Annotated in this window: 23 protein-coding genes; 5 read left to right on the top strand and 18 right to left on the bottom strand. The window is 41.2% G+C overall.

Features of this window, described 5'->3' with window-relative positions; all coding sequences use genetic code 11:
* Nucleotides 1–73 precede the first annotated feature (73 nt).
* The 6 genes from AAEY98_RS13415 to AAEY98_RS13390 all read right to left on the bottom strand — a co-directional run bounded on the left by AAEY98_RS13415 (nucleotide 74) and on the right by AAEY98_RS13390 (nucleotide 8,912).
* Nucleotides 74–1,975 carry an NACHT domain-containing protein gene (locus tag AAEY98_RS13415; RefSeq protein WP_351017519.1) on the bottom strand — a complete coding sequence of 634 codons (1,902 nt, stop codon included), beginning with the start codon at nucleotides 1,973–1,975 and terminating at the stop codon, nucleotides 74–76.
* 276 nt (nucleotides 1,976–2,251) lie between these two features.
* The gene (locus AAEY98_RS13410; protein ID WP_351017553.1) at nucleotides 2,252–3,388 is read right to left on the bottom strand and encodes an IS4 family transposase; all 1,137 of its coding nucleotides are present in this window, start codon (nucleotides 3,386–3,388) and stop codon (nucleotides 2,252–2,254) included.
* A gap of 805 nt (nucleotides 3,389–4,193) precedes the next feature.
* A complete protein-coding gene (locus AAEY98_RS13405; protein ID WP_351017516.1) occupies nucleotides 4,194–4,910 on the bottom strand; it encodes a hypothetical protein in 717 nt (238 codons plus the stop codon).
* A gap of 961 nt (nucleotides 4,911–5,871) precedes the next feature.
* Nucleotides 5,872–6,705, bottom strand: coding sequence for a sulfurtransferase (locus tag AAEY98_RS13400; protein ID WP_162023726.1), 834 nt, complete (start codon nucleotides 6,703–6,705; stop codon nucleotides 5,872–5,874).
* Nucleotides 6,706–6,755: 50 nt separating this feature from the next.
* On the bottom strand, nucleotides 6,756–7,178 hold the full coding sequence (locus AAEY98_RS13395) for a VanZ family protein (protein ID WP_101088799.1): 423 nt from the start codon (nucleotides 7,176–7,178) through the stop codon (nucleotides 6,756–6,758).
* A 237-nt stretch (nucleotides 7,179–7,415) separates the two neighbouring features.
* Nucleotides 7,416–8,912 carry an aldehyde dehydrogenase gene (locus AAEY98_RS13390; RefSeq protein ID WP_101088798.1) on the bottom strand — a complete coding sequence of 499 codons (1,497 nt, stop codon included), beginning with the start codon at nucleotides 8,910–8,912 and terminating at the stop codon, nucleotides 7,416–7,418.
* A gap of 312 nt (nucleotides 8,913–9,224) precedes the next feature.
* Between AAEY98_RS13390 and aptA the strand changes: the two genes are divergently transcribed.
* The 4 genes from aptA to AAEY98_RS13370 all read left to right on the top strand — a co-directional run bounded on the left by aptA (nucleotide 9,225) and on the right by AAEY98_RS13370 (nucleotide 13,360).
* Nucleotides 9,225–10,577, top strand: a complete 1,353-nt coding sequence (gene aptA, locus AAEY98_RS13385) for an omega-aminotransferase AptA (protein ID WP_351017513.1) — start codon at nucleotides 9,225–9,227, stop codon at nucleotides 10,575–10,577.
* A 53-nt stretch (nucleotides 10,578–10,630) separates the two neighbouring features.
* Entirely contained in the window at nucleotides 10,631–12,130 is a 1,500-nt protein-coding gene (locus tag AAEY98_RS13380; RefSeq protein WP_162023729.1) for a CoA-acylating methylmalonate-semialdehyde dehydrogenase, read from the top strand.
* A gap of 12 nt (nucleotides 12,131–12,142) precedes the next feature.
* Nucleotides 12,143–12,517: a cupin domain-containing protein gene (locus tag AAEY98_RS13375; RefSeq protein WP_101088795.1), complete on the top strand. Its 375-nt coding sequence runs from the start codon at nucleotides 12,143–12,145 to the stop codon at nucleotides 12,515–12,517.
* A gap of 120 nt (nucleotides 12,518–12,637) precedes the next feature.
* Nucleotides 12,638–13,360 (top strand): TorF family putative porin, encoded by a 723-nt coding sequence (locus AAEY98_RS13370; RefSeq protein ID WP_101088794.1) that lies wholly within the window; start codon nucleotides 12,638–12,640, stop codon nucleotides 13,358–13,360.
* A 128-nt stretch (nucleotides 13,361–13,488) separates the two neighbouring features.
* Here the strand turns inward: AAEY98_RS13370 and AAEY98_RS13365 are convergent, their stop codons facing one another.
* Nucleotides 13,489–13,668: a hypothetical protein gene (locus AAEY98_RS13365; protein ID WP_101088793.1), complete on the bottom strand. Its 180-nt coding sequence runs from the start codon at nucleotides 13,666–13,668 to the stop codon at nucleotides 13,489–13,491.
* Nucleotides 13,669–14,074: 406 nt separating this feature from the next.
* Here AAEY98_RS13365 and AAEY98_RS13360 point away from each other — a divergent pair, with 406 nt between their 5' ends.
* On the top strand, nucleotides 14,075–14,419 hold the full coding sequence (locus AAEY98_RS13360; protein WP_182744190.1) for a DUF3634 family protein: 345 nt from the start codon (nucleotides 14,075–14,077) through the stop codon (nucleotides 14,417–14,419).
* 186 nt (nucleotides 14,420–14,605) lie between these two features.
* Here AAEY98_RS13360 and AAEY98_RS13355 read toward each other — a convergent pair whose 3' ends face one another.
* From AAEY98_RS13355 to phrB, 11 genes are all read right to left on the bottom strand, one after another.
* Complete coding sequence (locus tag AAEY98_RS13355) at nucleotides 14,606–15,106, bottom strand: DUF3833 domain-containing protein (RefSeq protein ID WP_254439938.1); 501 nt, start codon at nucleotides 15,104–15,106, stop codon at nucleotides 14,606–14,608.
* A 143-nt stretch (nucleotides 15,107–15,249) separates the two neighbouring features.
* A complete protein-coding gene (locus tag AAEY98_RS13350) occupies nucleotides 15,250–15,969 on the bottom strand; it encodes a chalcone isomerase family protein (RefSeq protein WP_351017509.1) in 720 nt (239 codons plus the stop codon).
* The gene (locus tag AAEY98_RS13345) at nucleotides 15,966–16,496 is read right to left on the bottom strand and encodes a DUF2878 domain-containing protein (protein ID WP_351017506.1); all 531 of its coding nucleotides are present in this window, start codon (nucleotides 16,494–16,496) and stop codon (nucleotides 15,966–15,968) included. The genes AAEY98_RS13350 and AAEY98_RS13345 overlap by 4 nt, the downstream gene beginning before the upstream one ends.
* 80 nt (nucleotides 16,497–16,576) lie before the next feature.
* A complete protein-coding gene (locus tag AAEY98_RS13340; RefSeq protein WP_351017550.1) occupies nucleotides 16,577–17,815 on the bottom strand; it encodes a class I SAM-dependent methyltransferase in 1,239 nt (412 codons plus the stop codon).
* 100 nt (nucleotides 17,816–17,915) lie between these two features.
* Nucleotides 17,916–18,737: a DUF1365 domain-containing protein gene (locus AAEY98_RS13335; RefSeq protein ID WP_351017503.1), complete on the bottom strand. Its 822-nt coding sequence runs from the start codon at nucleotides 18,735–18,737 to the stop codon at nucleotides 17,916–17,918.
* Nucleotides 18,734–20,002, bottom strand: coding sequence for an NAD(P)/FAD-dependent oxidoreductase (locus AAEY98_RS13330; protein WP_351017501.1), 1,269 nt, complete (start codon nucleotides 20,000–20,002; stop codon nucleotides 18,734–18,736). The genes AAEY98_RS13335 and AAEY98_RS13330 overlap by 4 nt, the downstream gene beginning before the upstream one ends.
* 54 nt (nucleotides 20,003–20,056) lie before the next feature.
* Nucleotides 20,057–20,806 (bottom strand): SDR family NAD(P)-dependent oxidoreductase, encoded by a 750-nt coding sequence (locus tag AAEY98_RS13325; protein WP_351017498.1) that lies wholly within the window; start codon nucleotides 20,804–20,806, stop codon nucleotides 20,057–20,059.
* Entirely contained in the window at nucleotides 20,806–21,204 is a 399-nt protein-coding gene (locus tag AAEY98_RS13320; protein WP_049763600.1) for a nuclear transport factor 2 family protein, read from the bottom strand. The genes AAEY98_RS13325 and AAEY98_RS13320 overlap by 1 nt, the downstream gene beginning before the upstream one ends.
* Nucleotides 21,205–21,535: 331 nt before the next feature.
* Nucleotides 21,536–22,945, bottom strand: a complete 1,410-nt coding sequence (locus AAEY98_RS13315) for an ammonia-forming cytochrome c nitrite reductase subunit c552 (RefSeq protein ID WP_502959647.1) — start codon at nucleotides 22,943–22,945, stop codon at nucleotides 21,536–21,538.
* 126 nt (nucleotides 22,946–23,071) lie between these two features.
* On the bottom strand, nucleotides 23,072–24,283 hold the full coding sequence (locus AAEY98_RS13310; protein WP_192114362.1) for an NnrS family protein: 1,212 nt from the start codon (nucleotides 24,281–24,283) through the stop codon (nucleotides 23,072–23,074).
* 313 nt (nucleotides 24,284–24,596) lie between these two features.
* Nucleotides 24,597–26,030: a deoxyribodipyrimidine photo-lyase gene (gene phrB / locus AAEY98_RS13305; protein WP_351017495.1), complete on the bottom strand. Its 1,434-nt coding sequence runs from the start codon at nucleotides 26,028–26,030 to the stop codon at nucleotides 24,597–24,599.

Raw genomic sequence — 26,030 nt, 5'->3', positions numbered from 1 at the left:
ATTTATTATTGTTCCTGTTTGTTATTTTATGGTGATTCGTCAGACACTGCCCCCACTAAATTAAACTTTTTTATCACAAGAATTCAGATGTATTTCTATCTTTATAAATAGTTTCGAGTGACTCAACTTCAGCGGACAATTTATGTATCGAATCAAAAAATTCGATTAATTGATGTGTATCAATAATATCTCCATAATCAGCTCTGAAATCAATCACTTCTTCAATATCAACTTCAAAAGAAACCAAATTTATTTTTTTCTTTAATTCATCATCGGTTCGTTTAATAGGTTCTTTATTCTGGAGGTCGACATGCTCCAACCTACTATAAATTATTACTTCTAAATCAGTTTTCTTTAATCGTGGTGGCACAATGTCGAAAATTGAGAAAAGTAACATGAAGTATGTTGTAATCAATTTACTACTATTTTTTAATTCATATTGTGGTGAAAATGACATAACTCCTTCATTTAGATGAATTTGAATCGAATCATAAGACGAAATAGCAATAAACAAATGAGAAGTGACAGTATTTCTTAATCCAGAACTAAATATACCTGTAGCATCATTGATTAGTATGGTTAATTTTTTAACGAATACGATATAAAACAGATCTGTGTCTATTTTTGATAGATATCGTAGGATATTCTCATGATTAGCTGAATAACTTGTAAGTATCTGACAATAATATTTTTTTCTTGTTTCATCAGATAAATTTGCTATGTGTTTTGCTGCATGGAATTCAAGTATTGATTTATGGATATAAGAGTAATCATTACCATCTCGCTTAATTAATGAAGTTTTGTCAATAATATCAATATGAGAGTCTTCGGCTTCAAATTTGAAAAGCTTAACGGCTTCATCACATGCACTTTCAAGTTCAGTTTCACGAAAGGTTATATCATTGCGCTTTTTAAGTAGTAGATACGATGCAGTACAAAATACTTGCTCAAGTTGCTTATTAGACAAGCCTGATTTTCCTGAGCGTTTAAACAATATTTTTAAACGGTCATGCGATGACGATAATGTTTGAAATAGTTGTTCATAGAAGTCGATGATTGATGTCGGGTCTGCAATTAATGAGTTATATGTACTGATAAAAATGTCAACAATGATTGGAGTTAATAGTATCGCTGAAATGTCTTTTTTAGTTTGAATTACATCCAACAGCTGCTTTTTGTCGGCCGCTCCAACAAAGGGATGGCCTTTGATTATTTCCACGACATCAGTAGGCAATAAATCCATTAACCAATAATTAATGACTTCTCCACTGTGAAGTTGGATTTCAGTCCCAGGTCTAGTGGTGACTATACATTTCGAGTTAAACGATACATGCGTATCTATAATAATACTTAGAGCATATCCTCTATGTATTGTTTCGACCTCATCAAATCCATCATAGAATATTTTAATTCTCTGATATTGCATTAAGTAACTACATGCTAACGGGGATACCGTAATCCCTAAGCTTTTGAATTCATCTGATATGATTGTAGGGACATCTAATTTTGGGGTCGACCAATCAATTTTTCTTAGTGTGATGATTAGCGGGAATTGGTCAGTATTTCCTATAATTTGATTAAGAAACATTTTCCGTAGAAGAGTCGTTTTGCCCTGACCAGCTTTACCAACAATGCAAGCAATCTTACGGTGTTTAAATTCAGTGTCTTTTTCAATAAGTACCGAATCATTAATATCATTGTTTATGCTAACTCTCAATGGATGATAAATGTCATCAATGAAGACATCGTTATCGCGTGACATAAGTGTTCTGAATGTAAGATAGCGATTTGTAACTTTCTCGAAAATTGCTTGTTGGTCTTCAACAGCTACCGGCTTAATATTGTCAAATATCTCCTGAGCTTCTCGTTCGGCAACACGATTCTTTACAAAATTACTAAGTTTTCCGAAGATTTTAGTTGTTATTGCTTTACCTAATTCACTTTCTATTGCCTTTGATAATGCTGTTTCTGACATGAAGCCATCCTTGGGGAGTATATGATTATCGATTTATTGGACGGAACGTATAATGTGGAGACAAAAAGTTCAGCCATTAGATATTTAAAGGGGTCTAAGTACGATAGGACGCGAGTAGAACGCCTGTAATGAAGTACAACACTACATCAAAACGTTGTTTTTGAGTAGAATTTCTTGATTAAAACATTATGATGTTTTAATCATACTAACCCATCGAATTTAATAGGATGCTTGTGGTTCCCTTACTAAATTTTTAAGCATCTTAATTGCTGACATTTAATGCCATTTCAACAGCTTCAAATCCTTATCTTTGTAGGCTCTCAAGCCAATAAATTGGTTTGAGAGCACGTTGCGGTGCTTTATTGAGTTAGCTTGATATTGCCTGTGCTTATCAGCTGCTTTGACAGCCAAACCAAACAGGTAAAGTATAAATTGTGATAAACAAGCTATGAGCAGGAGTACACCTAATTTATGTTGATCCCTCGTGCCGCTATCATTCATTTTCAGCCCTGTTTTAACATCTCTAAAGCTTTCTTCTATCTGCATCCTCGTCGCATAAATCTTAACAATTCTTTTAGCTGTAGTGCTTGAACTACAAAGTGATGTTGCTAGTAGCCAAGGCTCTTTCTCTCGCTCTGCACTTGCACGAGATTGTTTACTCCGTCTAGCTTTGTCACCTGTAGCCACTTTATCTTTTCGACCTTTTGCGTTGCGCTTGAAAATGACTAAACGTGACTTAAAAGATACTTGCTCACCTAAAAAGTAAACGCCAAGGCTTTTGGCTCTAGCACTTGCTTGAACATAGAGTTGCTTAACGGGATACCAGTCATCCACAAGGCATTTTTTGCAGTGTGTTCGGTTTCTAAATCGACCTACGTAATCCCAGTTAAGCGACAAGATTTGCTTAAACCAAGGGATCAGAAAACCAGCATCGGTTACGATGATAGGCTTGCAGTCATTGGGTAGTATAGCCTTAAGTTTTGTCAAAAAGCGTAAATGGGTTTTAGGCTTCTCTTTTTTGTTTAGTGGATGTATTTCTTCATAAAGTGTCAGTGAACGTCCTTGAGCTGCTAGTGATGCTCGAATGAGAAAATGCTGCTTTCGGTCATCAAGATCTGACCAATCGATATGAATGATTGGTTGCTTCATTTTTCCGACGAGCAAATAGATCATACGGGTGTATATGAACTCGATATCACGATGTAAGTGACCATTACTACAGAGCCTATCCACACGTTTAATCTTATGTTTATCCATGGCTTGACTCTGAATATCACGGCCAAGACCCGTGATTGATAGGGAGCCACCATTCATTGCGCTTTCGATTGCAGAGAATAAACTCTGTCGGCGGGTTTTGTGCATTAACGGGGTGACAAACGATAGGCATTTTGATAAAACTTGTTTTGCATTCATGGCATTTACTCGTGGTAATTTTTGTTTGGCGATAAATTTGATCACAAAATGTCATGAATGTTCCCACCTAATTTAAAATATCTTATTGTTCCTGTTTGTTATTTCATGGGGATTAGTCAGACTCAGGGTAAAATTTTATAAAAAGATAAGTTCTAAGTCATTATTGTCCAAACGCGTAGTTTGTTTGCTTTAAATATCCAAATTCAACTCTTAACTTGAGGGTGTTGAAGAAAATAGCGTGAGCCTGACAGGACGTCAGGCTAGCTTTCGGTGGCCATGGATGGCCTATCGGAAGCGGTAGCATTTTCGAATAAGACCGAGGCTGTCTATAAGAGAGGTCAAAAGCTGGATTAATCCCCATGGCGACCTTTTCGCTGTTTGAAAATGTTGCGGGGCGGCTGGGTGATCCAAGAGGGAACAGCCGTTGGTTTCCTCTTGGTCTGGTGTGGGTGAAGCGCCACGACGTTAGTGGCCGCAGGCCATAACCTAAACAAGCTTTGGGGCATAAATGAGTTATGTATCTTGCTTTCAAATGCCTAAATTCAAGTCTGAACTTGAGGCATTTTCGAATAAGGCTGAAGCAGACTAAAACACTGTCAGAAGATGGAGCAATTTCCGTCGCAATTTTTTTGCTGCTGTTGTTTGGTTAAATAGCGAAAATGTTGCCGGAACGGCAGGGGCCAATTCTTTAATAAAGAATAAAGAGGGGGTTGCTGTTGCCCCCCTTTGGCCTGTGCAGGCTGGAACCTTGCGATCTTAAGCCTTAGTGGCCGGAGGCCATCGCTTAAAAGACAAGCTAACTTAATTACAATTGCTGTAACCTTTGTGCATGCTGCAGCAGTAAAGTGTCTAATACTTCAGGGCTTAAGCTAAATATTTGTACAATTTCTTCGCCGGTTTTAGAAACTGTTGCTTGCTTGTCTTCAAAAGTAATATGTAAACCTAACGCCTTTAACGTCTGTTGATCATAACTAAATAATGGCGTGTTTCGTTTACCTTTTAAACCGGGCATCATCCCCAATACCGTGACAGCTTGATTAACCTTAACCATGTCAAAAAAGACGCGCTCGGCCTCTGCCCACGCCATAATATATTCAACCATACTTTTGTTGTACTTATGGAAGTCTTCCGAGCCGTATAATAGTGGTTGTAACACCCCACCATGCCAACCTAACAGGGCATCTTGTTTTATAGTCACTTCATCACTGGCGGTTACAACATAATTAGCACACGATGATGCACAGACTTTATCAACTGTAACCTTTAATTTGTGCTGATATACCAACTCACCTAATCGTATGCCAGCAAGTACATCTCCCCCACCACTGTTAATAACCAATGAGGTTATTTGAGTTGGACTATTTGTTATGCCTTGTTCAAAAGCGGCAACATTATCTGGATCAATTTCACCGCTATAATTAATGACCGAGGGCAATAAGGGGTCGATAACAAGACTAAAAGAGGGTTGTTTATTTGCGCAACCAGTTAAGGTTAGCAGCATGGCTAGCAGTAGATAACGCATTCATATTCCATCATGATGTTGAGTTCGCAAAAAATTAGCATAACAAGCTCATTATTCACAAGTAAATAATTTCAATTCCTCGATGATATTGATTAATCAGACTCTAACTGAACATTATCGCCAGAGACTTCTCATTGCAGGTCGTTGGACTATATAGCTTTAAGATTATTTTGCTACTTTAACCATCCGGTTTCAGCTTGATTGAGGACGTTGAGGACTCTTTATAAAAGAATGCGTGTTATAAAAGAATGCGTGAGCCTGACATGGCCTTTCTCGCACATCTGACCTATATGGATATTGGAAATGTCATAATGATGTAGGGAACATCATTGACCATGCCATCACGACATTTGTGAATCCAATCACATCAGGCTCCCTATGTGAAGCGTTAGCATTTTCATTCTTTATCATAAAGAGTTGGCCGAAGAACACTCAGACGAAGTTAAAAGCTGGGAATTTAATTGGGTCCGCATAAACTTTTATAAAAAGATAAGTTTTAAGCCACTTTTGTGTCCGAAACGAATTAGTCATGCCCAAATTCAACTCTGAACTTGAGGCCGTTGAAGACTCTTTATAAAAGAATGCGTGAGCCTGACAGGACGTCAGGCTAGCTTTCGGTGGCCATGGATGGCCTATCTGAAGCGTTAGCATTTTCGAATAAGGCTGAAGAACACTAAGATGAAGTTAAAAGCTGGATCTGACCACGTCGCGAAATTATCGCATCTATTTTTTAAATCAAATGGGATAATTTTGTTGTGGCGGCTGGGCCAATTCTTTTATAAAGAATAAAGAGGGAACAGCCGTTGGTTTCCTCTTGGTCTGGTGTGGGTGAAGCGCCACGACGTTAGTGGCAGTAGGCCATAAAGTACAAAAGTACAAAGCAACACCTGGATTCCCGATTAAAAGATTTTCGGGAATGACAGTAAATATAAGCATTCCCGGGATAACGGTAATATCGGATCTACTCTATTGGAAGCGCAGCATCGCCGCCCCAAACTGCCCAAGAACCATCATATAAAGCCGCTTGATGATGCCCTGCTACATATGAAGCCAGAATCAAAATACAGGCGGTAATTCCTGAACCACAGCTAAACACCCGTTGAGCATTATTACTGGTATCTAAGGTGGCGAAAATTGTATGCAATTCACGGATAGATTTCATTTTAAAACCGTTTAATACCTGTGCAAAAGGCAAGTTGAGTGAACCGGGTATATGACCGCTGCGCATGCCAACACGAGGTTCTGGTGACGTACCGTTAAACCGCCCTGCTGCTCGCGCATCAATAATATCAACTTTTGCATGACCAAGATGGGTTAACACAAACTCAGTGTCACACACCTTATATTGCTGCAAGCGGCCTTTAATATCACCAGAGTCAGTTGCTGTCGCAAACTGACGCACTGTGTCTCGCCCTTCACTGCGCCACTGTGGTAAACCACCATCGAGTACAAATACTTTATCAAATCCCATTGCTTTAAAGGTCCACCACGCACGCGGTGCAGAATAAATGCCTTGGTCATCGTAAATAACTACGGTGCTATTATGGCTTATTCCTAATGATTTAGTTGCAACAGTAAATTGATCTTCCGTGGGCATAGCGTGAGTTTGTGGAGATTGATGATTGAAAAAAAGTTTATCTATTTGGCACGATAATGCACCAGGAATAACGTAAAGCTCATCATAAACAAGTGGTTCTTTTCCCAGCACAATGTCTATGCTGGCATCTAGTAATACAAGGTCTGGGTCTTCTAAGTGTTGCGCTAACCAATCGGTGGTCACTAAAGGAAAATTCACATTAAACCTCTCTTACAATTGATGGCAAATATTGATTGAAAATATTGATGCTAACTCACACGAGTACTCTCATGATGATTGTCTATATAACGCTGAGTTAACCCACTTAAATAACTGAATAAAATTATACCTACAGCATCGGCAACTAAATCGATGATGTCTAATGTTCTTGATGGGATAAAACCCTGGCTGATTTCTTCACTCAGGACGAATATCGACACTAACACAGTGCCGTAATAAAGCGGAAGACGCCCGATACAAAAATGACGACTCTGCAGCGCTAAATTGGCCACAAAAGTTAATAACCCGAATAACAACATGTGACAAATCTTGTCACCATAGGGAACATGTTTTATTACGTCGAAAAACACACTTTGACTGCCAGTATTGGCGAGGTAAATAATCCACAAAATAAAACCAAAAAAGCCACCAGCAGCAATAATAGCTAAACGAGAGAAGGTCTTATGGGTCATCTGTATTCATCCGTGTATGACATGTTGAGGTAAATAATGCCTTTGAGTCTACAGCGAATAGTTAGCATTTTAGCGTTAATTTTGCTTAACCTCCGCTCGCATTAAGGCTTCAGCAATATAGATGCACTTGTTAAACAAAATTTGAGTGGTTGCTATGAATTATCCAGCGCTAATATGACCAATAAAAAAGCCCTTTATTGCTAAAGGGCTTGCTATTAATCTACATTGAAATACCTATTATAGGGCTATCCAAGTTGCTTTGATTTCGGTGTACTTATCAAACGCATGTAATGATTTATCACGGCCATTACCTGACTGTTTATAACCACCAAACGGTGCAGTCATGTCGCCACCATCATAATGGTTAATCCATACCATACCGCTGCGCAGCGCTTTGGCTGTTTTGTGAGCTTTGCTTAAGTTTGATGTCCACACACCTGCCGCTAAACCATACATAGTGTCGTTGGCAATCTTGACGGCTTGTTCCATGCCATCAAACTCGATTACCGATAACACTGGGCCAAAAATCTCTTCGCTGGCAATGGTCATGTCATTTCTAACATTACTAAAAATGGTTGGTTGTACATACATGCCGCCAGTTTCTGCCATCACTTGTTTACCACCATCAACCAAGGTAGCACCTTGCTCACTACCGGCTTTAATGTAATTAAGCACGTTAGTCAGTTGCTGTTGATCAACCATTGCACCGCAGGTTGTTTTAGGATCAAGTGGATGCCCTGGTTGCCACCCTTGCATTTCTTCAACAATAAGCTTGATTAACTCATCTTTTACGCCTGACTCAACCAATAAACGAGAACCGGCAGTGCACACTTCGCCTTGGTTAAAAGCAATGGCTACTGCGGCGGCTTCTGCAGCTGCTTTTAAATCTGGTGCGTCATTAAACACAATATTAGGGCTCTTACCGCCCGCTTCTAACCACACGCGCTTCATGTTCGACTCGCCTGCGTAAATCATTAACTGCTTAGCAATTTTAGTTGAACCAGTGAATACTAAAGTATCGACATCCATGTGCAGTGCCAACGCTTTACCAACTGTATGACCAAAACCAGGTAATACGTTGAGTACCCCTGCAGGAATACCCGCTTCAATCGCTAATTGCGCCATGCGAATAGCCGTAAGTGGTGATTTTTCAGATGGCTTTAAAATCACACTATTACCCGTGGCGAGTGAAGGCCCAAGCTTCCAGCATGCCATAATCATTGGGAAATTCCATGGCACAATGGCTGCAACCACACCAACGGGTTCGCGAGTGATCATGCCTATTTCATTATGAGCAGTAGGAGCAATTTCATCATAAATTTTATCTATCGCTTCACCATACCAACGTATAGCACGGGCAGCGCCGACCACATCAACGCCTTTGGAGTGTTGAATTGGTTTACCCATATCAAGCGTTTCAAGTAACGCCAATTCATCGGCATTTTCTTCGAGTAAATCAGCAAACTTAATCATTACTTGCTTGCGCTTTACTGGCGGTAACATTGACCAAGTACCCGCTTCAAACACTTCACGCGCGTTCGCGACTGCAAGGTTAGCATCGGCTAAATCACAGCTAGCCACTTTGGCCAATACTTGGCCATCAATAGGGCTGATACAGTCAAATGTGTCACCAGAAGCGGCACCTTGATATTGACCATTAATGAAAGCTTGCCCAGTAATTTTTAGACTTGCTGCTAGTGCTTCCCAATCGCTACGACTTGTTGGAGTACTCATTGTGACCTCGAAATAATAAATGGATTGATAAGCACCAAACTGCGCTAAAAAGCAGGTGCTAAACCTAAAATTTGTGCCACATAAAATGGATTACCGACACAATAACCTTGATGAATATTGTCACCTGATTATGCTCAACAGCAAGATATTTTCAATATATTTTACAAAATAGGCACATTTAGTTTAAATAAATGCACAAAACACTTTAACGTTCATTATTTTTGACATAGCATAGCGAATATTCGTCACTCATTATTTAATCAATTTGAGATGGATCCCTAGTAATTGTAGCTATCAATGTAGAGTCAATTTATGAGCGAATATCAGCAAAATGGAACTGGCGATTCATCGCAAACATTGCCGAACATGGCACATTTTTGGATGCCGTTTACTGCCAATAAGCAATTTAAGACTAATCCTAGGCTTTTGGTTTCGGCACAAGGAATGTATTACACCGATATTGAAGGCAATAAAGTACTCGATGCTACTGCCGGTTTATGGTGTTGCAATGCTGGCCACGGCCGCCAAGAAATTTCCCAAGCGGTAAGCAAACAAATTAGCCAAATGGATTATGCACCGTCTTTTCAAATGGGCCATCCGCTCGCCTTTGAATTAGCGCATAAACTCAGTCAGCTGAGCCCTGACGGATTGGATAAGGTGTTTTTTACCAATTCCGGTTCAGAATCGGTAGATACCGCCCTAAAAATGGCGCTTTGTTATCATCGCGCTAATGGTCAAGCCACGCGTACTCGGTTTATCGGCCGCGAGCTTGGTTATCATGGTGTCGGTTTTGGCGGGATTTCAGTCGGTGGGATCAGTAATAATCGCAAAACCTTTAGTCAGCAATTACTCCAGGGGATCGATCACCTGCCTCATACACTCGATATTGCCAATAATGCCTTTAGCCACGGTTTACCGCCACACGGTTTGGATAAAGCCGAAGTGCTTGAGCAACTGATTTCCTTACATGGCGCCGAGAACATTGCCGCGGTCATTGTTGAGCCTATGTCTGGTTCTGCTGGGGTTATTTTACCGCCAGATGGGTACTTAACGCGGTTACGCGAAATCACCCAAAAGCACGGCATTTTATTAATATTCGATGAAGTGATCACCGGCTTTGGCCGAGTCGGTGCCGCCTTTGCCAGCGAGCGCTGGCAAGTTACCCCAGACATGATCACCACAGCCAAAGCCATTAATAATGGTGCAATTCCAATGGGGGCGGTATTTGTTAGCAATACCATTCACGACACCTGCATGCATGGCCCTGATGAATTAATAGAGTTTTTCCATGGTTATACCTATTCCGGTCATCCGGTCGCGGCAGCCTCAGCACTTGCGACCTTATCCATATATGAAGATGAGCAATTATTTGAACGCGCAAAAGGGCTTGAGTCTTATTTCGAGCAAGCGGTTCACAGCCTTAAAGGTTTACCAAACGTCATTGATATTCGTAATACCGGTTTAGTTGCAGGTATTCAATTAGCACCAAGTGATAAAGGCGTGGGTAAACGAGGTTATGACATTTTTGATCATTGCTTTAGGCATGGCGCGTTAGTACGGGCAACGGCTGACATTATTGCAATATCTCCGCCACTTATAGTGGAAAAGTCACAAATCGACGACATGGTTAATTACATTACCGATGCAATTAACACTGTTGGTTAACGCTGTTAGTTAATATTTTCTGAATACATATTTTGCTTAAAAGGATCCCGTTCATGCTTAACATCACTCATTTTGTCGATGGGCAACACACTCCAGCCAGTCAACGTAATCAAACCATCTATGATCCTGCTACGGGGGAAACTCGTGGCCAAGTATCACTGGCGAGTCACGATGAAGTAAGCTTGGCGGTAACGGTTGCCAAAAATGCCTATCAGACTTGGTCGCAAGTGACGCCACTTAATCGTGCTCGGGTATTATTTAAGTTTAAAGCGTTAGTAGAGCAAAATATTGATAAATTGGCCCAACTCATCACTCTTGAACATGGCAAAGTGTTGGATGATGCTAAAGGTGAAATTACCCGAGGGCTTGAAGTTGTTGAGTTTGCTTGCGGCATTCCGCATTTACTCAAAGGTGAACATACTCAACAAGTGGGTGGTGGCGTTGACTCATGGTCTGTTAACCAATCGTTGGGTGTCGTCGCCGGTATTTCACCGTTTAACTTTCCTGTTATGGTGCCAATGTGGATGTTCCCTATCGCAATAGCCTGCGGTAATACCTTTATCATGAAGCCGTCTGAAAAAGACCCCAGTGCAGTAATGTTTATTGCCGAATTACTGACACAAGCAGGCCTGCCAAATGGCGTGTTTAACGTGATTAATGGCGATAAAGAAGCCGTTGATGCTTTATTAACTCATCCCGATGTTCACGCGATTAGTTTTGTTGGCTCAACCCCGATTGCCGAATACATTTACAGCACCGCCTCTGCCCACGGTAAACGAGTGCAAGCATTGGGCGGGGCTAAAAATCACATGTTATTAATGCCAGATGCTGACTTAGATCAAGCGGTCAATGCATTAATGGGTGCAGCATATGGTAGTGCAGGTGAACGCTGTATGGCTATTTCGGTGGTACTCGCGGTCGGCGATGTGGGCGACAAATTAGTCGAGGCATTATTACCGCAAATTAGTGCCTTAAAAATTGGCAGCGGTATTACCCCTGAAATGGACATGGGACCGTTAATTTCGGCCCAGCATTTAGCTAAAGTACGCGATTATGTCGAAGCGGGTGTTAAGGAAGGTGCAACATTAGTCGTTGATGGCCGAGACATCAGTATTCAAGACCACCAGCAAGGTTACTTTTTAGGTGCGTGCTTATTTGACCATGTCACGCCAACGATGAGCATTTACCAACAGGAAATTTTTGGTCCTGTGTTAGCCATCGTCCGCGTCGATAACTATGCCGATGCATTGACGCTGATTAACCAACACGAATTTGGTAATGGCACCGCTATTTTTACTCAAAGTGGCCAAGTAGCTCGTCACTTTTGTCACCATGTTGAAGTAGGCATGGTCGGCGTTAACGTGCCTATTCCGGTGCCGATGGCATTTCATAGCTTTGGCGGTTGGAAACGTTCGCTATTTGGGCCGCTGCACATGCACGGACCCGATGGCGTTCGTTTTTATACCAAGCGCAAAGCCATTACCGCTCGCTGGCCACAAGCTAAAACCGACACTAATGAACCTTCGGCATTTATTATGCCGACCATGAAATAAGTGAAGCCAACGATGAAGCATATTAACGATATTACGCTTTTTAGTAGTCAATCAACTGCGGTTGAGTCGTATCACTTAACGGATGAAAAACTGCTTACTGGTGATCCACTGCAGTCAGTGCAAAACCATTTCGAAAGCCCGTGCAAGCAGTTTAATGTTGGCATTTGGCAAAGTGAACCAGGCAGTTGGAATATCAATTATAGCGAATATGAGTATTGCGATATTCTCGAAGGCTGTAGCATTATCACCGACAGCCAAGGCAAAAGCTTAACCGTCAATGCTGGTGATAAATTTGTTATTCCTGCTGGCTTTACCGGCACATGGGAAGTCGTCAATCATTGTAAAAAAATCTACGTTATGTTTGAACAACAGCTTGAACAAACATAGTGTTTAACCGCCATGCGGTACAGACTAAATCGTTACGGTTTTAGGTCTGATAAGTGGCATTCGCAGCCGTTGTGTACCTAAATACCAACAACTGTATTTTATGTAAATGGAGATAATATCGTGTCGAACACATTAAAAAGAACGCGAATTGCACTGTTAACTGGATTAACATTATCAGCTACCCTACTGGCTCCACTCGCTACGGCAGAAGTCTCTGGTGCAATCACTGTAACCAACGACTACCGCTTCCGAGGTGTGTCACAAAGTGCAGCAGATCCCGCACTACAAGGTAATATTGACTGGAGCCATGATAGCGGATTTTTCGTCGGTGCTTGGGCAAGTACCATTGATTTTGATGAGCCTGAATACAATGGCCCAGATGTAGAGATTGATTTGTATGCTGGTTATTACGGTGAAATTAACGATGACACTAGCTATGACTTAACCTTGTACCGTTATAACTACCCTGGAGAAAGTGATTTAGACTATCTAGAAGTCAGCGCAGGTATCGACTTTAGTGGTTTTAGAGCCGCTTACTGGTTTACTAATGATTATGGTGGCAGCGATCTTGACCTACATTACACCGAAATCAATTATGGCTGGGAGTTTGCTGATAACTGGAGCCTAGATTTGCATTATGGTTACAATTTTGGCGACGCCATTGATGACGGAGAAGGCTTTGACAGCTATTCAGACTACTCTATTGGTGTATCAACAGAAGTGTCAGGTTTTGGCATCTCGGTTGCGTATTTAGACACCGACATTGATGGTGATAATGAAGTAAGTTCTGATCTATATAAAAACACCGGTACTTTATTAGCGAGCGTTAGTTACGCGTTCTAAGCCGAGTGAGTTAATCAGTACCCATGATTACAAGTCAGTCTTAAAAACAAAAAACCGCCAATGGCGGTTTTTTTATGACAAATATTTAACGAAAAACAGTAGCGATACAACAAAAGAAAAAACAGAAATTACTTAGTATTCAAACCTGTTAGCGGCTGCCCTAGGGCTTGTTTTTTAACGCATTGCCAACCATCTGCAAGATTTTGTAATTGCTCGTTTCGTTGCGGAAACTGGCTGGCTAAATTACGCATCAGTGATGATTGAATCTCACAAATTTCGGCCCAACGATCAGCATTAGATAATGGCATTTTTCAATCCTTAAATAAGTTGTACATCCGTTTACATGCGTTCATGTATGTACATTAATGTAGCACAGCCCACTTTTTTAGAAAGCTATATTTACACCGTAAATCAGCTTAAAAAAACGCCACACACATACCAATTAAGCTTTTAGCTGATTTAAAAGAAATTTTGTTTCATAAAAAAGAAACACGCATTCAATTAATATGAGTCAAACAATGAACTGCTAATCTAAAGCACTTATATGAAAAAATGATATGACAACATTTGATGGATTCATAAATGAGGTTTTATTGATGCGATATAATTTAGATCTTGCGCATAGATTTCAATAAAATAGCATTGCATCCATGGCATACCAGAGTATCTTATTGTTATAGCAACCGTTGAATATACGGCACAAAGGAGCGAACTATGGCTGATACCATCATAAAAATACTGATAATCGCAGGGTTATTTTTTCTGGCCTATAAACTGATTTTTAGTGGTAACCGTGGATTAACACTTTTTGAGATGCATTTTAAAGATGGCAAGCTCAATAAGCATAAAGGCAAAATACCGGAGAAGTTTGAACGTGATTGTCGTGCCATAGCCAAATCTAATAAACTGACTTGCACGGTCAGAGCTGAAAAATCTGGTGACGTACGTTTACACGTGTCGGCCAATATTGGCGATAACTTAGTCCAGCAAATTCGTAACCAGTTTCCATTTGAGTATTACGATAAGAAACAGTCTGACGCGTCTAAACTTAAAGGCTAACATAGCCTGTTGAGCAAACGAAAAATGGACTCTAATGAGTCCATTTTTGTGTCTGTTTTCATGTCTATTTAGATTTAGTAAAAGTGACTGTACGCTCTAACTTAGTGCCCGACTATTGCTTAACACTTTCAGGGCTCAGCTTTTATGCTTAGTCGATTTAACTATTCAATGACTTAGCGATACCACTTAGTCAGGCTGTTTAGAAATCACCAAGGTGACTTGGGCGACTGTGATACCAAATTTAATAATATCGCTTTTATTGATAATGGTTTGCTCATCGACCAGAAACATCCAGTCATCAAAATGGACTTCATATTCACTACCATCAACTGGCAATATCATGTCATAACGCCATCGCAATGCACTACCGCGAGACTCACCTTGAGCAATGCCTAATATATCATTGGCGGTTCCCTCATAGAGCCCATTTCCTTTATCAGTAATGTTCCACACTCGGGTTTGCTTTTCGCCATCATCGTAAATAAACCATTCGTTTATCACACCCTGCTTACCTTCAGGCGAATCAACCCAGTGCGCTTCCATGGTGACGGTAAATTTGCGGGTCACCTTGCCTGAAAAATCTTGTACTACTCCAGCGGCCGTTAATTTACCATCAAAAAACGTGGCTAAATCTAACGTTGGAGTCGTTTGTTGATAATCTTCAATCGATGCTGATGAACATGACATAACGCCTAATGCTAGTGCAACATATAAGCTGATTTGAGCCAGCTTTCGCGCTAATTGCTTAGTTAATTGTTGAGTTAACCCTTGAGTTAGCGTTCGGGCGGAAAAATGTCGCTGCTTACGGATGAATAATAAAATCGCGTGCATTAGTTAACTCCAATCAGTTGGTTACGTAACTCAGGACGGCTGGTTTTCTCAGACAACCAAATGTCGAGAAACGCCTCTGGGAATTGGGCGTTACTGACTTGATAATAAGGGGTGTCGTTGAGTAAAAATGCCGCATCTTCAGGAGTGTTAACCTTAAAGGTCAGCCTGTCGCCCTGTTTAACATCTGGCCAGGCATTAACTAACTGCTGCCTGTACAATTCAATATTGGCTTCGGTAAAACCTAAGTGCTGCCATTGTTCAATAGTGGCATCAACCAAATCAATAGCATCGATATCGCGGTGGTATTGAATGTCGAGAATCATTGGAAAGCGATTAGCTTGGTATTTACCGTCAATAGAGAATAGTTTCGCACTATAAATATCAAGCCATAACAGACTCATATCAGCAGTGCCAACTTGAATCAATGTCGCATCGCTTATATCGTTCTTATCGATCTTACCGCTTATATCGCTCTTATCGCTTATATCGCTTATATCGTTCTTACCGCCCTTATCGCTTATATCGTTCTTGTCGCTTATATCACTTTTTTCGCCCTTATCGTTGATATCATTTGCAGACGCATCGTTAATGCTCACCGCAACAATCAACGTTAACACTAATGCGCCCACCACACCGAACAGTAGTTCGACCAACCAATGTGATGATTGATGTAGCTTAATGTGTGGTTGCGACTTGACGCCATTATGTAAAGTTTTCATCTACGATTCTCCAAAGCAAGATCCACCGTTGTGATTCGAGAGCTAACAGCTAGCAATACGGGAAATAAGCAACTCCAGATCAATGCCAGTATAAACGCGCTCCACATCTCGCCTAAGGGCAACATTACTGCGTTAAATTTAGCTCCTGCGAGATAACTTAAACAGCCAAATACACCACCAAATAAGGCTTGTAACCAAATAGGAAACTTTCTAAAAAAAGCTAAGCTGTAATCCAAACAAAGCGCAAAGTAGAACCACAATAATCCCAACCAGTAAGGAATATTGGCGAACTCAAATACGCCAAACCACACCAATAGACTGTCAACCGCGATGCCAATCACACCACAGACACACATTACCAGTGCATCATGACGAACTGATGTTGATAACAAAAAATGGCCAATGAGCAATAAAATAGACAGTAAGATAAGTTGGTTATGAGCTAATACGCCTGCCCACCACACCAATTGAAAGCACAAAGCATTGATTAAAATATATAATTTTGGAGGAATACCGTAAGAAGACATAACACCTCACACTAACAGGATGAGACGTCCCGGCAACGTATTACCGGGGAATATAATGGCTATTGGGCTGTAGAACTATATTATAGTGGGCGGTATTGCGGTCGAACGGCAACAAGGTGAACCGTGCTAGTAGTGCGCTCTAAAAACCCACCTTCGCAGTAGCTCAAATAAAACTTCCACATACGGATAAAGTCATCGCCGTAATTTAAGGCTTTTATTTTATCGTAGGCAGCATCAAAATTTTCATGCCAGTGTTTTAGGGTACGCGCATAGTCTTTGCCCATATCGTCGATAGACCAGGTTACCATGTCGGTTTTCTTGGCAATATGTTTGGTCATTTCACTCACCGACGGTAAACAACCACCGGGAAAAATATAACGCTGAATAAAGTCGACACTCTTGCGATAACTGTCGTAACGTTGATCGGCAATAGTAATAGCTTGAATGAGCATGCGACCGCTTGGCTTAAGCAGATGCTGTAGTTTTTCAAAAAATCCCGCTAAATATTCGTGTCCCACAGCTTCGATCATTTCAATTGAAACCACGCGATCATATTCGCCTGTCAGTAAACGATAATCTTGTTTTAGTAAGGTAATCCTGTCTTCAAGCCCTTCTTGCTTTACTCGCGCCTGTGCATAATCGAACTGGGCATCAGAAATGGTAGTAGTGGTCACATGTACGCCATAATGTTTTGCAGCATAAATGGCCAACGCACCCCAACCAGTTCCTACTTCAAGCAAGGTTTGACCTGGGGTTAACTCTAAGCGCTCGCAAATGGTGTGCAATTTATGTAATTGCGCTTCATTCAAGCTACTGTCATCTGCCGGATAAAGTGCACTTGAATACATCATTTCTGGGTCAAGAAACTCCTTATACATGTCATTACCTAAGTCGTAATGAGCCAGAATATTGCGTTTTGAACCCATTTCAGAATTACGATTAAATATATGCTTAATGCGATTAACGCCGTTGCTCAACCATGAAAAATAACGTTCTATGTTGTCTAGTAATGCTAAATTTTGGGCAAAAACCTGCACCACTTTGGTTAAGTCAGGGCTACACCAATGGCCTTGAATATAAGCTTCGCCAGCCCCAATTGAACCACCAAATACCACTTGACGATAAAAGTTCGCATGCTGAACTTGCATAGTTGCGTGAACTTCGCTTTTAGGATCGCCAAACTCTGATGTTTGATTACCATCGACAATGGTTAAGTGACCTTCTGCAAGATGTGCTAATGCACGAAGAAGAATTTTCCTTGCTAGGCTGTCAGACAAACTCGCTTGAGTCATGCTGCTTTCTGCCGCCGTATTTTCCATGTCATCTCTCCAGTTCATACACTGTCTAATTCGTTCGCTTTATTGGCGTAATTAAAGAGTAATACGTGATAAGCATCTATTTGGTTTACATTTTGTAAAATTAGTTAGCTTTAATCGTTTGCTTGCCTACAAAAGGGATTCGTTTAATAAATAGCTTCATTGCCTGCCAATAAATACCCAGCATAATTTTGCTAGTCATCAAGGGATAATTCAGCATAAATCGGCGCATAGATCGCGAATTTATCGATTGGCGTTTTAACACTAAACCGGCATCAAATAATTTATCGTTATTGGCATTTCGATTTTCAATGGTCACTTTCAAGTTTTTGGCCGGAGGCGTAATACGCCACAAGTAATGCATGTCTAAATTCATAAACGGAGACACATGAAAGACTTTGTCTGTTTGAGCGGTATTCGCAATATCAACCAGATAACAATGGCGTTCATTCCAAGGGGTATTACTGACCTCGGCAAGCATATAAACCATGTCATTTTGATGATAACAAAAGTAAAAATTGACCGGACTAAAATAAAAACCAAAATGGCGTATCTGCCCAGAAAATATCACTTTATCGCATGTTTGTGTGGCACCTAAATGCTTAATGGTTGCCAACACGCGTTGCTTTAATGCGCCGGCATCATCCCCCTTGCTCGCCGAGCTCAGCACGAGTTGCTCACCAAATTGTTGCTTTAGGGAATTCAGGTAATCGCCAGGGATAAATTTAAGCGGGGTAAACTTGTCTGTGGAAAACAATCTACTGACTGCCGTTACTGCCGGCAGTTCATCTAAATCAATTGCCATCATCGCAATGTTATAACCAAAACTGTGCAACTTAGGCGTATGACGGCGATGGTTTATCTTGCCGCAATAAATGCCACTGTTTAATTGATCATGTTCCATTATCGATGTGGTTTGATTCATAGACTAATCCCAAACAGATCGCATACTTCAACTGCGCTACGAACGCCGTCTTCATGAAATCCATTATGCCAGTAAGCACCAGCAAAATAGGTATTATTTTTACCATTAATGAGTGATTTTTTCGCTTGCGACTTCATGCTGGCATCATTAAATACTGGGTGAGCATAATTAAACTTTCGCAAAATTTTACTTTCATCAATCGATGCAGTTTGATTTAGGGTGACACAAAATGTAGGTGCACTACTCGGTAAACACTGCAAAATATTCATATTATACGTCACGCTAGCCGGACGCTGAGCAATATCTTGCTGATTAACACCATCTAAACGATAGTTCCAACTTGCCCATGCCGCTTTACGCTTAGGCAATAAATTAATATCTGTGTGCAGCACCACTTCATTATTCTGATATTCCATTGCGCCTAACACGTCTATCTCATCTTGAGTGGCATCGGTTAACATAGCTAACGCTTGATCGCTATGGCAACTCAACACTACATCGTCAAAGTGCTGCCATTCACCGTTAGCAACTTGAACATACACACCATCATCGCTACGTTTGATACCACTCACTGGAGAATTAAGCTGGATACGTTCTTTAAACGGTGCGGTTAAGGCTGGGATATAACTGCGCGATCCACCTTCAAGTACATACCATTGCGGGCGATCATTAATATTTAATAAACCATGATGCTGGAAAAAACGAATAAAGAATCGCAATGAAAAGCCGCGCATATCATCAATACTGGCAGACCAAATCGCCGCGCCCATAGGCAAAATGTAATGCTCACAGAAAAAGGCTGAGAAACCTTGTTGATCAAGATACTCACCGAGTGAAGACGTTGGGTAATTGTCGGCCTCATAAATAACTTTACAACCATTGTTGAAACGAACAATTTCACCTAAAAACCGGTAAAAACTTGGGCGTAACAAATTACGACGTTGGGCAAATAAGCTCCACAAATTATGACCATTATATTCAAGCCCAGTGAGTGCATTATTCACACTAAAACTCATTTCAGTCGGTAAAGACTTAATATTAAGTTGTGCCATTAATGTTTCAAATAGCGGATAAGTCCGGTCATTAAACACAATAAAACCAGAGTCAATTGCGTATTGCTGCCCTGCTACTTCCACATCAATGGTCGCTGTATGGCCACCAATATAATCATTAGCCTCAAACACGGTTACCGTGTGTTCACGGCTTAATAGGTGGGCACACGTTAACCCCGAAATCCCACTACCAATTACAGCAATATTTTTCATTTAGTTAATCCTTGACGCTAATACTTGTTCTTGTGGTGAATTGACTTGGGTTTACTATTTAGGTGCCAGCAAAAATACTAGTAATTTTTCTGGCAATAAAGAGGCTAATTTAAGTAACCAAGTAAATTTAGCTGGGAAATGGATTTCACGGCGTTGACGCTGCATACCATTATAAATAGCCTCAGCCGCTTGCTTAGCGGTGATTTGCATTGGCATAGCAAAGTCGTTTTTGGCGGTTAACGGGGTTTTAACAAAGCCCGGACAAATAACGCTCACCCCAATACCATGCTGAGCAAGGTCAACTCGTAAACTACGGCCTAAATAACCAATAGCCGCTTTTGATGAGCCATAAGCTTCGGCACGCGGAAACGGTAAATAAGTGGCACTTGAACTCATTAATCCCAGCTGTGCACCACGGCTCAATAAAGGTAAAAAATGCTCAAGGCAGTAACCCATGGCAACCACATTAGTATTGATGACTCTGGCAAATAACGCTGAGTCGAAATGCAATGCATCGTCAATGTATTCACAGCTGCCAGCATTAAGAATAACCTGCTGCAACTGCCAGTGATTATCGTGTAACAGCTGCTTAAGTTTGGCGGCGGCGGCTTGTACCTGAGAACTATCGGTAATATCAAATTCAAGCGGAGTGGCACCAGTTATGGCTTGTAAGGCTTGGGCATTTCGACCACAGGCTATAACGGCCACGCCTTTAGCCAGATAATGCTCCGCTAAAGCTAAACCAATACCAGAACTTGCACCGGTTATCAAAACCGCTGTTGTATCCGCAGAAACCATTGCCATTACTTAGTCACCCTATTTTTGAGTAAGCCAATTAATCCACCTAAAAACGGCACTTGCTCGTACAGCATTTGGCCCAGATCAAAATAATCACGGTGAGAAAAAATCTTATCAGAGAATTTAAGTTGTGACATGCCTTCAACATTAATCAGCTGTCCCTTACTTAATTTAGGGTGTGAATAGCTCATAGTCCAATACAATGCAGCTTGTTGCTTATCAGCACTGATCACCACTTCTTTAATATCAAATTCAATGTGGGTGACATTTTGATACATGTTGGCAAAATAATCGGTTAATGCTTCGATTCCCTCTACATGATGCATGGGATCTCGAAAGCAAATATCATCCCGATAAACTTGACGTAGTAAGAATAGATTATCTTTATTAAGCTGTTGATACATATTAATAAAGTCATCAACAATAACCGGATGACCATTAACGGACGCAGAGCGGTCAGCATTTAATGATTCGGATTGAGTATCAACTGTCGACTGTGCACCTTGCATTAACGGACTCCTATTACACGACCAAGAAAGAATACACGTAACCAGATATAACAATGCCTTATATGACAATAAGATAAAAGTATTTCATGGCCGTGCAGTAAATAAAAACTAACTTGATATCCATACGAGATAGCGCAGGAAGTAGATCACCCTTTAAACGAATCACAAAGTAACACGCCTAAGCATGGCTTAGGCGTTAATAACGTTTATAAATTGAAACTGTTCTCTAGTAACCCTTTTTGGCTACCGGCTGCCAGTACTTATCAACTTCTTGTTTAATAAAAGCTTGTTTGGCTTTAATGGCATCAGCTTCAATAAATCCAATAGCGGCATGGGCTTTTTGTTTGGTACTGTAATCTGGATACTCAACTTCGGTAACAGACATTTGACTCAATATGCGGGCTAATGCTTCACGGGCATACGTAACCTGTTCAGTTGATTTATCCAGTAACTCAATCCCTTCTTTAGGATTATGAGCGTACATACCATGCGATGCGGTGGCAAAATCCCAGCGCCATTGTGAATGACGAATAGCCATAATCGCATCATTCATTTGCGGCCATGTGGCTCCGGCATCCCAAGCCGCTTTGGCTTCGTAATGTGCTTTAATCAGCAATGACTCTACATTTCGTGATTTAGCATCAATATTAGCTTTGGTTTTATCAAGCTTTTTGGTGATGGCCGCTTTACTGCTATGACAATTTGCACAACTACGATCAAAATTGTCTAATGCGTCACCCACCTTATGGTCAGTAAATGTAGCGCCTTTTTCATCGGTCGCAGGCGGCATATGACAAGTTATACAGGTCACACCTTGCTTAGCATGAGCCGAACGGCTCCAATGCTCAAACTCTGGATGACGCGCTTTTAATATTGGGGTTTTAGAAATGGGGTGGATCCATTCGTAAAAGCGACGAGTGTCGTAATATTTTTCAATTTCATCAGCAGTGCTGCCAAAAATCCATGGAATATTAACTTTGTTATTATTTTCAGGCTGGAAATAATAACTCACATGACATTGACCACAAACCTGAGCGCCTTGCATGCTGCGGTCTTGCTTATCAAAAGGCAGTTTAATTTTTTCCATCGCATTTTGCGCATGAGGGCGTGGTAATGCGAGTTTAGCACTGCCATCAACATGACAATCACTGCAGTAAACAACGGATTTGATTTCACGGCCTAAATCGACAAAATTGGCACCTGAAAAACCTTGCATACCCATTTCTTTGATCAATCTAGGGGCATCAGGTGTTTTACAGGTCCAGCAACTGGCAGATAAACCTTTGTCGCCTTCAGCTATTGCAACACCAGTACGCAAGGTATGCGTCACGTCAGCAACAGCAAACTGATGCCCTCGAGGGCTATGGTATTCTTTGGCAAATGACGAACCCGCCCATAAAATGATATTGGCAGGATATTGCGCCAGTATATCGTCTCGTTCGACTTGTTCTTCTGTTGCTTGCCAAGAGTCATATTGTTGTGGAAACTTAAGTTGATTAGGATCCACTTCAGCACTTTTAAGCGACCAAGACGTTAGGCTCAGCAATGCCATTGCGCTAATAATAATGCTTAACCCTACCTTGCTTCGCATTGGCCGAGTCGCTTTCATTATTACATCGATAAGTAGATCCATCATATTGCTAACCTTTCTCCAATCTCTTAATTTACAGCGCTACATTGTTCGATAAGTCTGTAGCACTACTTTTGAACTGTTTAGTATAGTTAACTGTTTCGTTAACTTGCGTCATCAATTTAGCTCACGTTATCCAGGACGGCCATCAAGACGTGGACGCAGTAAAATCGGCGCGTAAAACCACACAAATAAACCAAAACCGATAAACCAACATGCTCCTGCGGCCCATAACCAAATTTGGGTGTATTCAGGCATCAACAAAGGCATTCCTGCACGTAAAATAGCGGCGAGAGGCAAACATAAAAATGCCCACGTCATATTAGGGCCTTGATAGATATTGCGACTAGTATGCCCAAGTGAAACGCGTGAAATCATTGATAAACATAATGATGCTATGCCGCCAATAGCAAATAAATGCAATAAGGTACGATAGGCATATTCGTTATCAATGTTGATTGCCATCAATAACAATGTGATTGGCAACGATAGATACGAAATATGCAATGACCACAGCATCGGCTCTTTTAGGGTTTTATGTGCTTGCCAACGAGCAAAACGGACTAAATGCAATATGCCTGCTACTGCAAGCAGTGCTTGTTCAATCCCCTTTGGAAACCAATGACTTATTGCTTGAATAAACAGTAAACCCATTGCTAATAATAATGTATTTTCTAACACATTAATGGGATCAGGCTTGGGTTGTTGAATTTTCATTGCGGTAAAAAATGGGATAACTCGACCGCCAACAATGGTAATAACCATGGCAAGCCACCAAATCATTCCTTGCCATAATTGGGTCGACAACGAAAAGTTACGTTCGGACAAGGCGTAATAACTGGCTAAATTAACCAACAATGCGACCACCAGCATGATAGGAAAACCTATATTGCGCCATTGTTTAACCGGATAAATACAGCGCCACAATGCCAACGCACTTAACCCTAAAAATAAGCTGTCAAATATTGCAGGTAATATCAAAGGAATGTTCATTGGTAATAGCAACATTAAGCGGGCAATGAGCCAACAACCAAAGGTGACCATTAACGCGCGCCCCGTAATAGTGGGTTGATTGGTCCACGCTTGCACTGCTGTGAGTAAAAAACCGCACACAATAGCCATAGCGAAACCAAATAACATTTCGTGAGGATGCCACCATAGCGGCACAACGTTGGCCCAAAATTCACTATTAAATAAGCTATATTGCGGAGTAAACCAGCCCATTAACCACAACGGGATGTATAACGCTGCGACACTTGCTCCACCTAAAAAAAACGGTCTAAAACCCAAACGCCATATTGCAGGAGTGTTATCAATTTCAGCAGGATCATCAATATTCAGCATAAGCAGTGCACTCACTTAGTGGATTAACATCAACAAGATTTAAACATGTATACTATATAAATCTTTAATATGGCCATTCTATGCTGTTAATTGATGTGCTTCAATCAATACTCATCAATCCACTCACCAGCCAAGCTCATAGTGTGATCTAACGCAAAAAAAGCCGCTATTATCATAAGGGATAATAGCGGCTTAATTGTGTTGTTGCTGATTTCTCGAACTAAAATGGACTCAGTAACCTGAGTTCAAGATAACAAACGGCTCTCAAACAGCCCTTTGTCTTGCTAACTGCGTTAAATGTTGATCGAAACAATTAACCACGCTTTAGCGCACTTAGTACTTCTATCGCCCGCAAGCGTGCCATCTTGTGTTCGACAATAGGTTGTGGGTATCGGTCATCCTGGCGTTGTGCAAATAAGTCATTAACATTGATGGTTTTGGGTTGATGAATATCGGCCAAAGACCAAGTAGACAATTCGGGAACATAACGCTTTATGAAACTGGCATCAGGGTCGAACTTGCTACTTTGGGTCATTGGGTTAAATACGCGAAAATAAGGTTGCGCATCGCAGCCTGTTCCGGCTGACCATTGCCAACCACCATTATTGGCGGCTAAGTCACCATCAATTAGTTTTTGCCTAAAATATCGCTCGCCCCAACGCCAATCAACCAATAGGTGTTTAGTTAAAAAGCTGGCTACCACCATGCGTAATCGATTATGCATCCAACCGGTTTGATTTAATTGGCGCATAGCAGCATCAATAATTGGATAGCCTGTTTGACCATTACACCAAGCGGTAAACTCAGCAAGATTATTGCGCCACACAATGCCGTCGCCTAACTCATTAAAGTTATGGTTCATGGATAGGCGTGGAAATGCCACCAGTAAATGGCGATAAAACTCACGCCAAATTAATTCATTTAACCACGTTTTTGCAGGGCAAGTGTCATCGACTAAAGCTTGGGGATAACGCCCTAATATGGCTGCGACACATTGACGGGAACTAATGACCCCAATAGCTAAAAATGGCGATAACCGACTGGTTCCTTCAAGGGCAGGAAAATCCCTTTCGGCTTGATAATCTGCAACTTGGTTTGCTAGAAATTGATCGAGTATTCGCTTTGCAGCGCCTTCTCCAGCAGACCATTGCTCACTAGACATTTTATCGCAGTTAAATACCACTTCACTGGGAGTTGCCAGTACTGCAGCGATTGGCGCAGGCACCGCGACCGGAACAATCGCGCGCTGGCCGGCAATGCTTTTCCACTTTTTAGCAAAAGGGCTAAAGACTTTGTACATATCACCAGCCAAGTTTTTCACTTGCCCTGGTGCCAATACACAATCTTGGTCGATTAACGTTAATGGCACACCGTTATCGATTAAAGCGCGGTCTCGACGACGTTCATTTATTTCAGGTTCATTGGCAGCATACACAGTTGCTATATCATGTTGTGCGATATAAGCGGCTAACAGGGTTTGTACTTCATCAAAGTCTTGTGCGTGCAACACATCTAGATGAATACCTAACACCGCCAATGCCTGCGCTAACAAATTGACATGTCGCTGGATAAAATCAATTTGTATCGGTGCAACATCATGCTGCGCCCATTGTGCTGGTGTGACAAAATACACAGCTCGAACATGACTATGATTACTGGCAGCAAACTCACACGCAGCCACTAAAGCCGGATTATCTGCCACCCGTAAATCTTGCCTAAACCACATTAAACTATTCATAGAAGTCAT

Origin of the sequence: Shewanella sp. AC91-MNA-CIBAN-0169, from assembly GCF_040310165.1 — a bacterium.
Taxonomy (GTDB): Bacteria; Pseudomonadota; Gammaproteobacteria; order Enterobacterales; family Shewanellaceae; genus Shewanella.
This window is presented reverse-complemented; position numbering and strand designations above follow the sequence as displayed.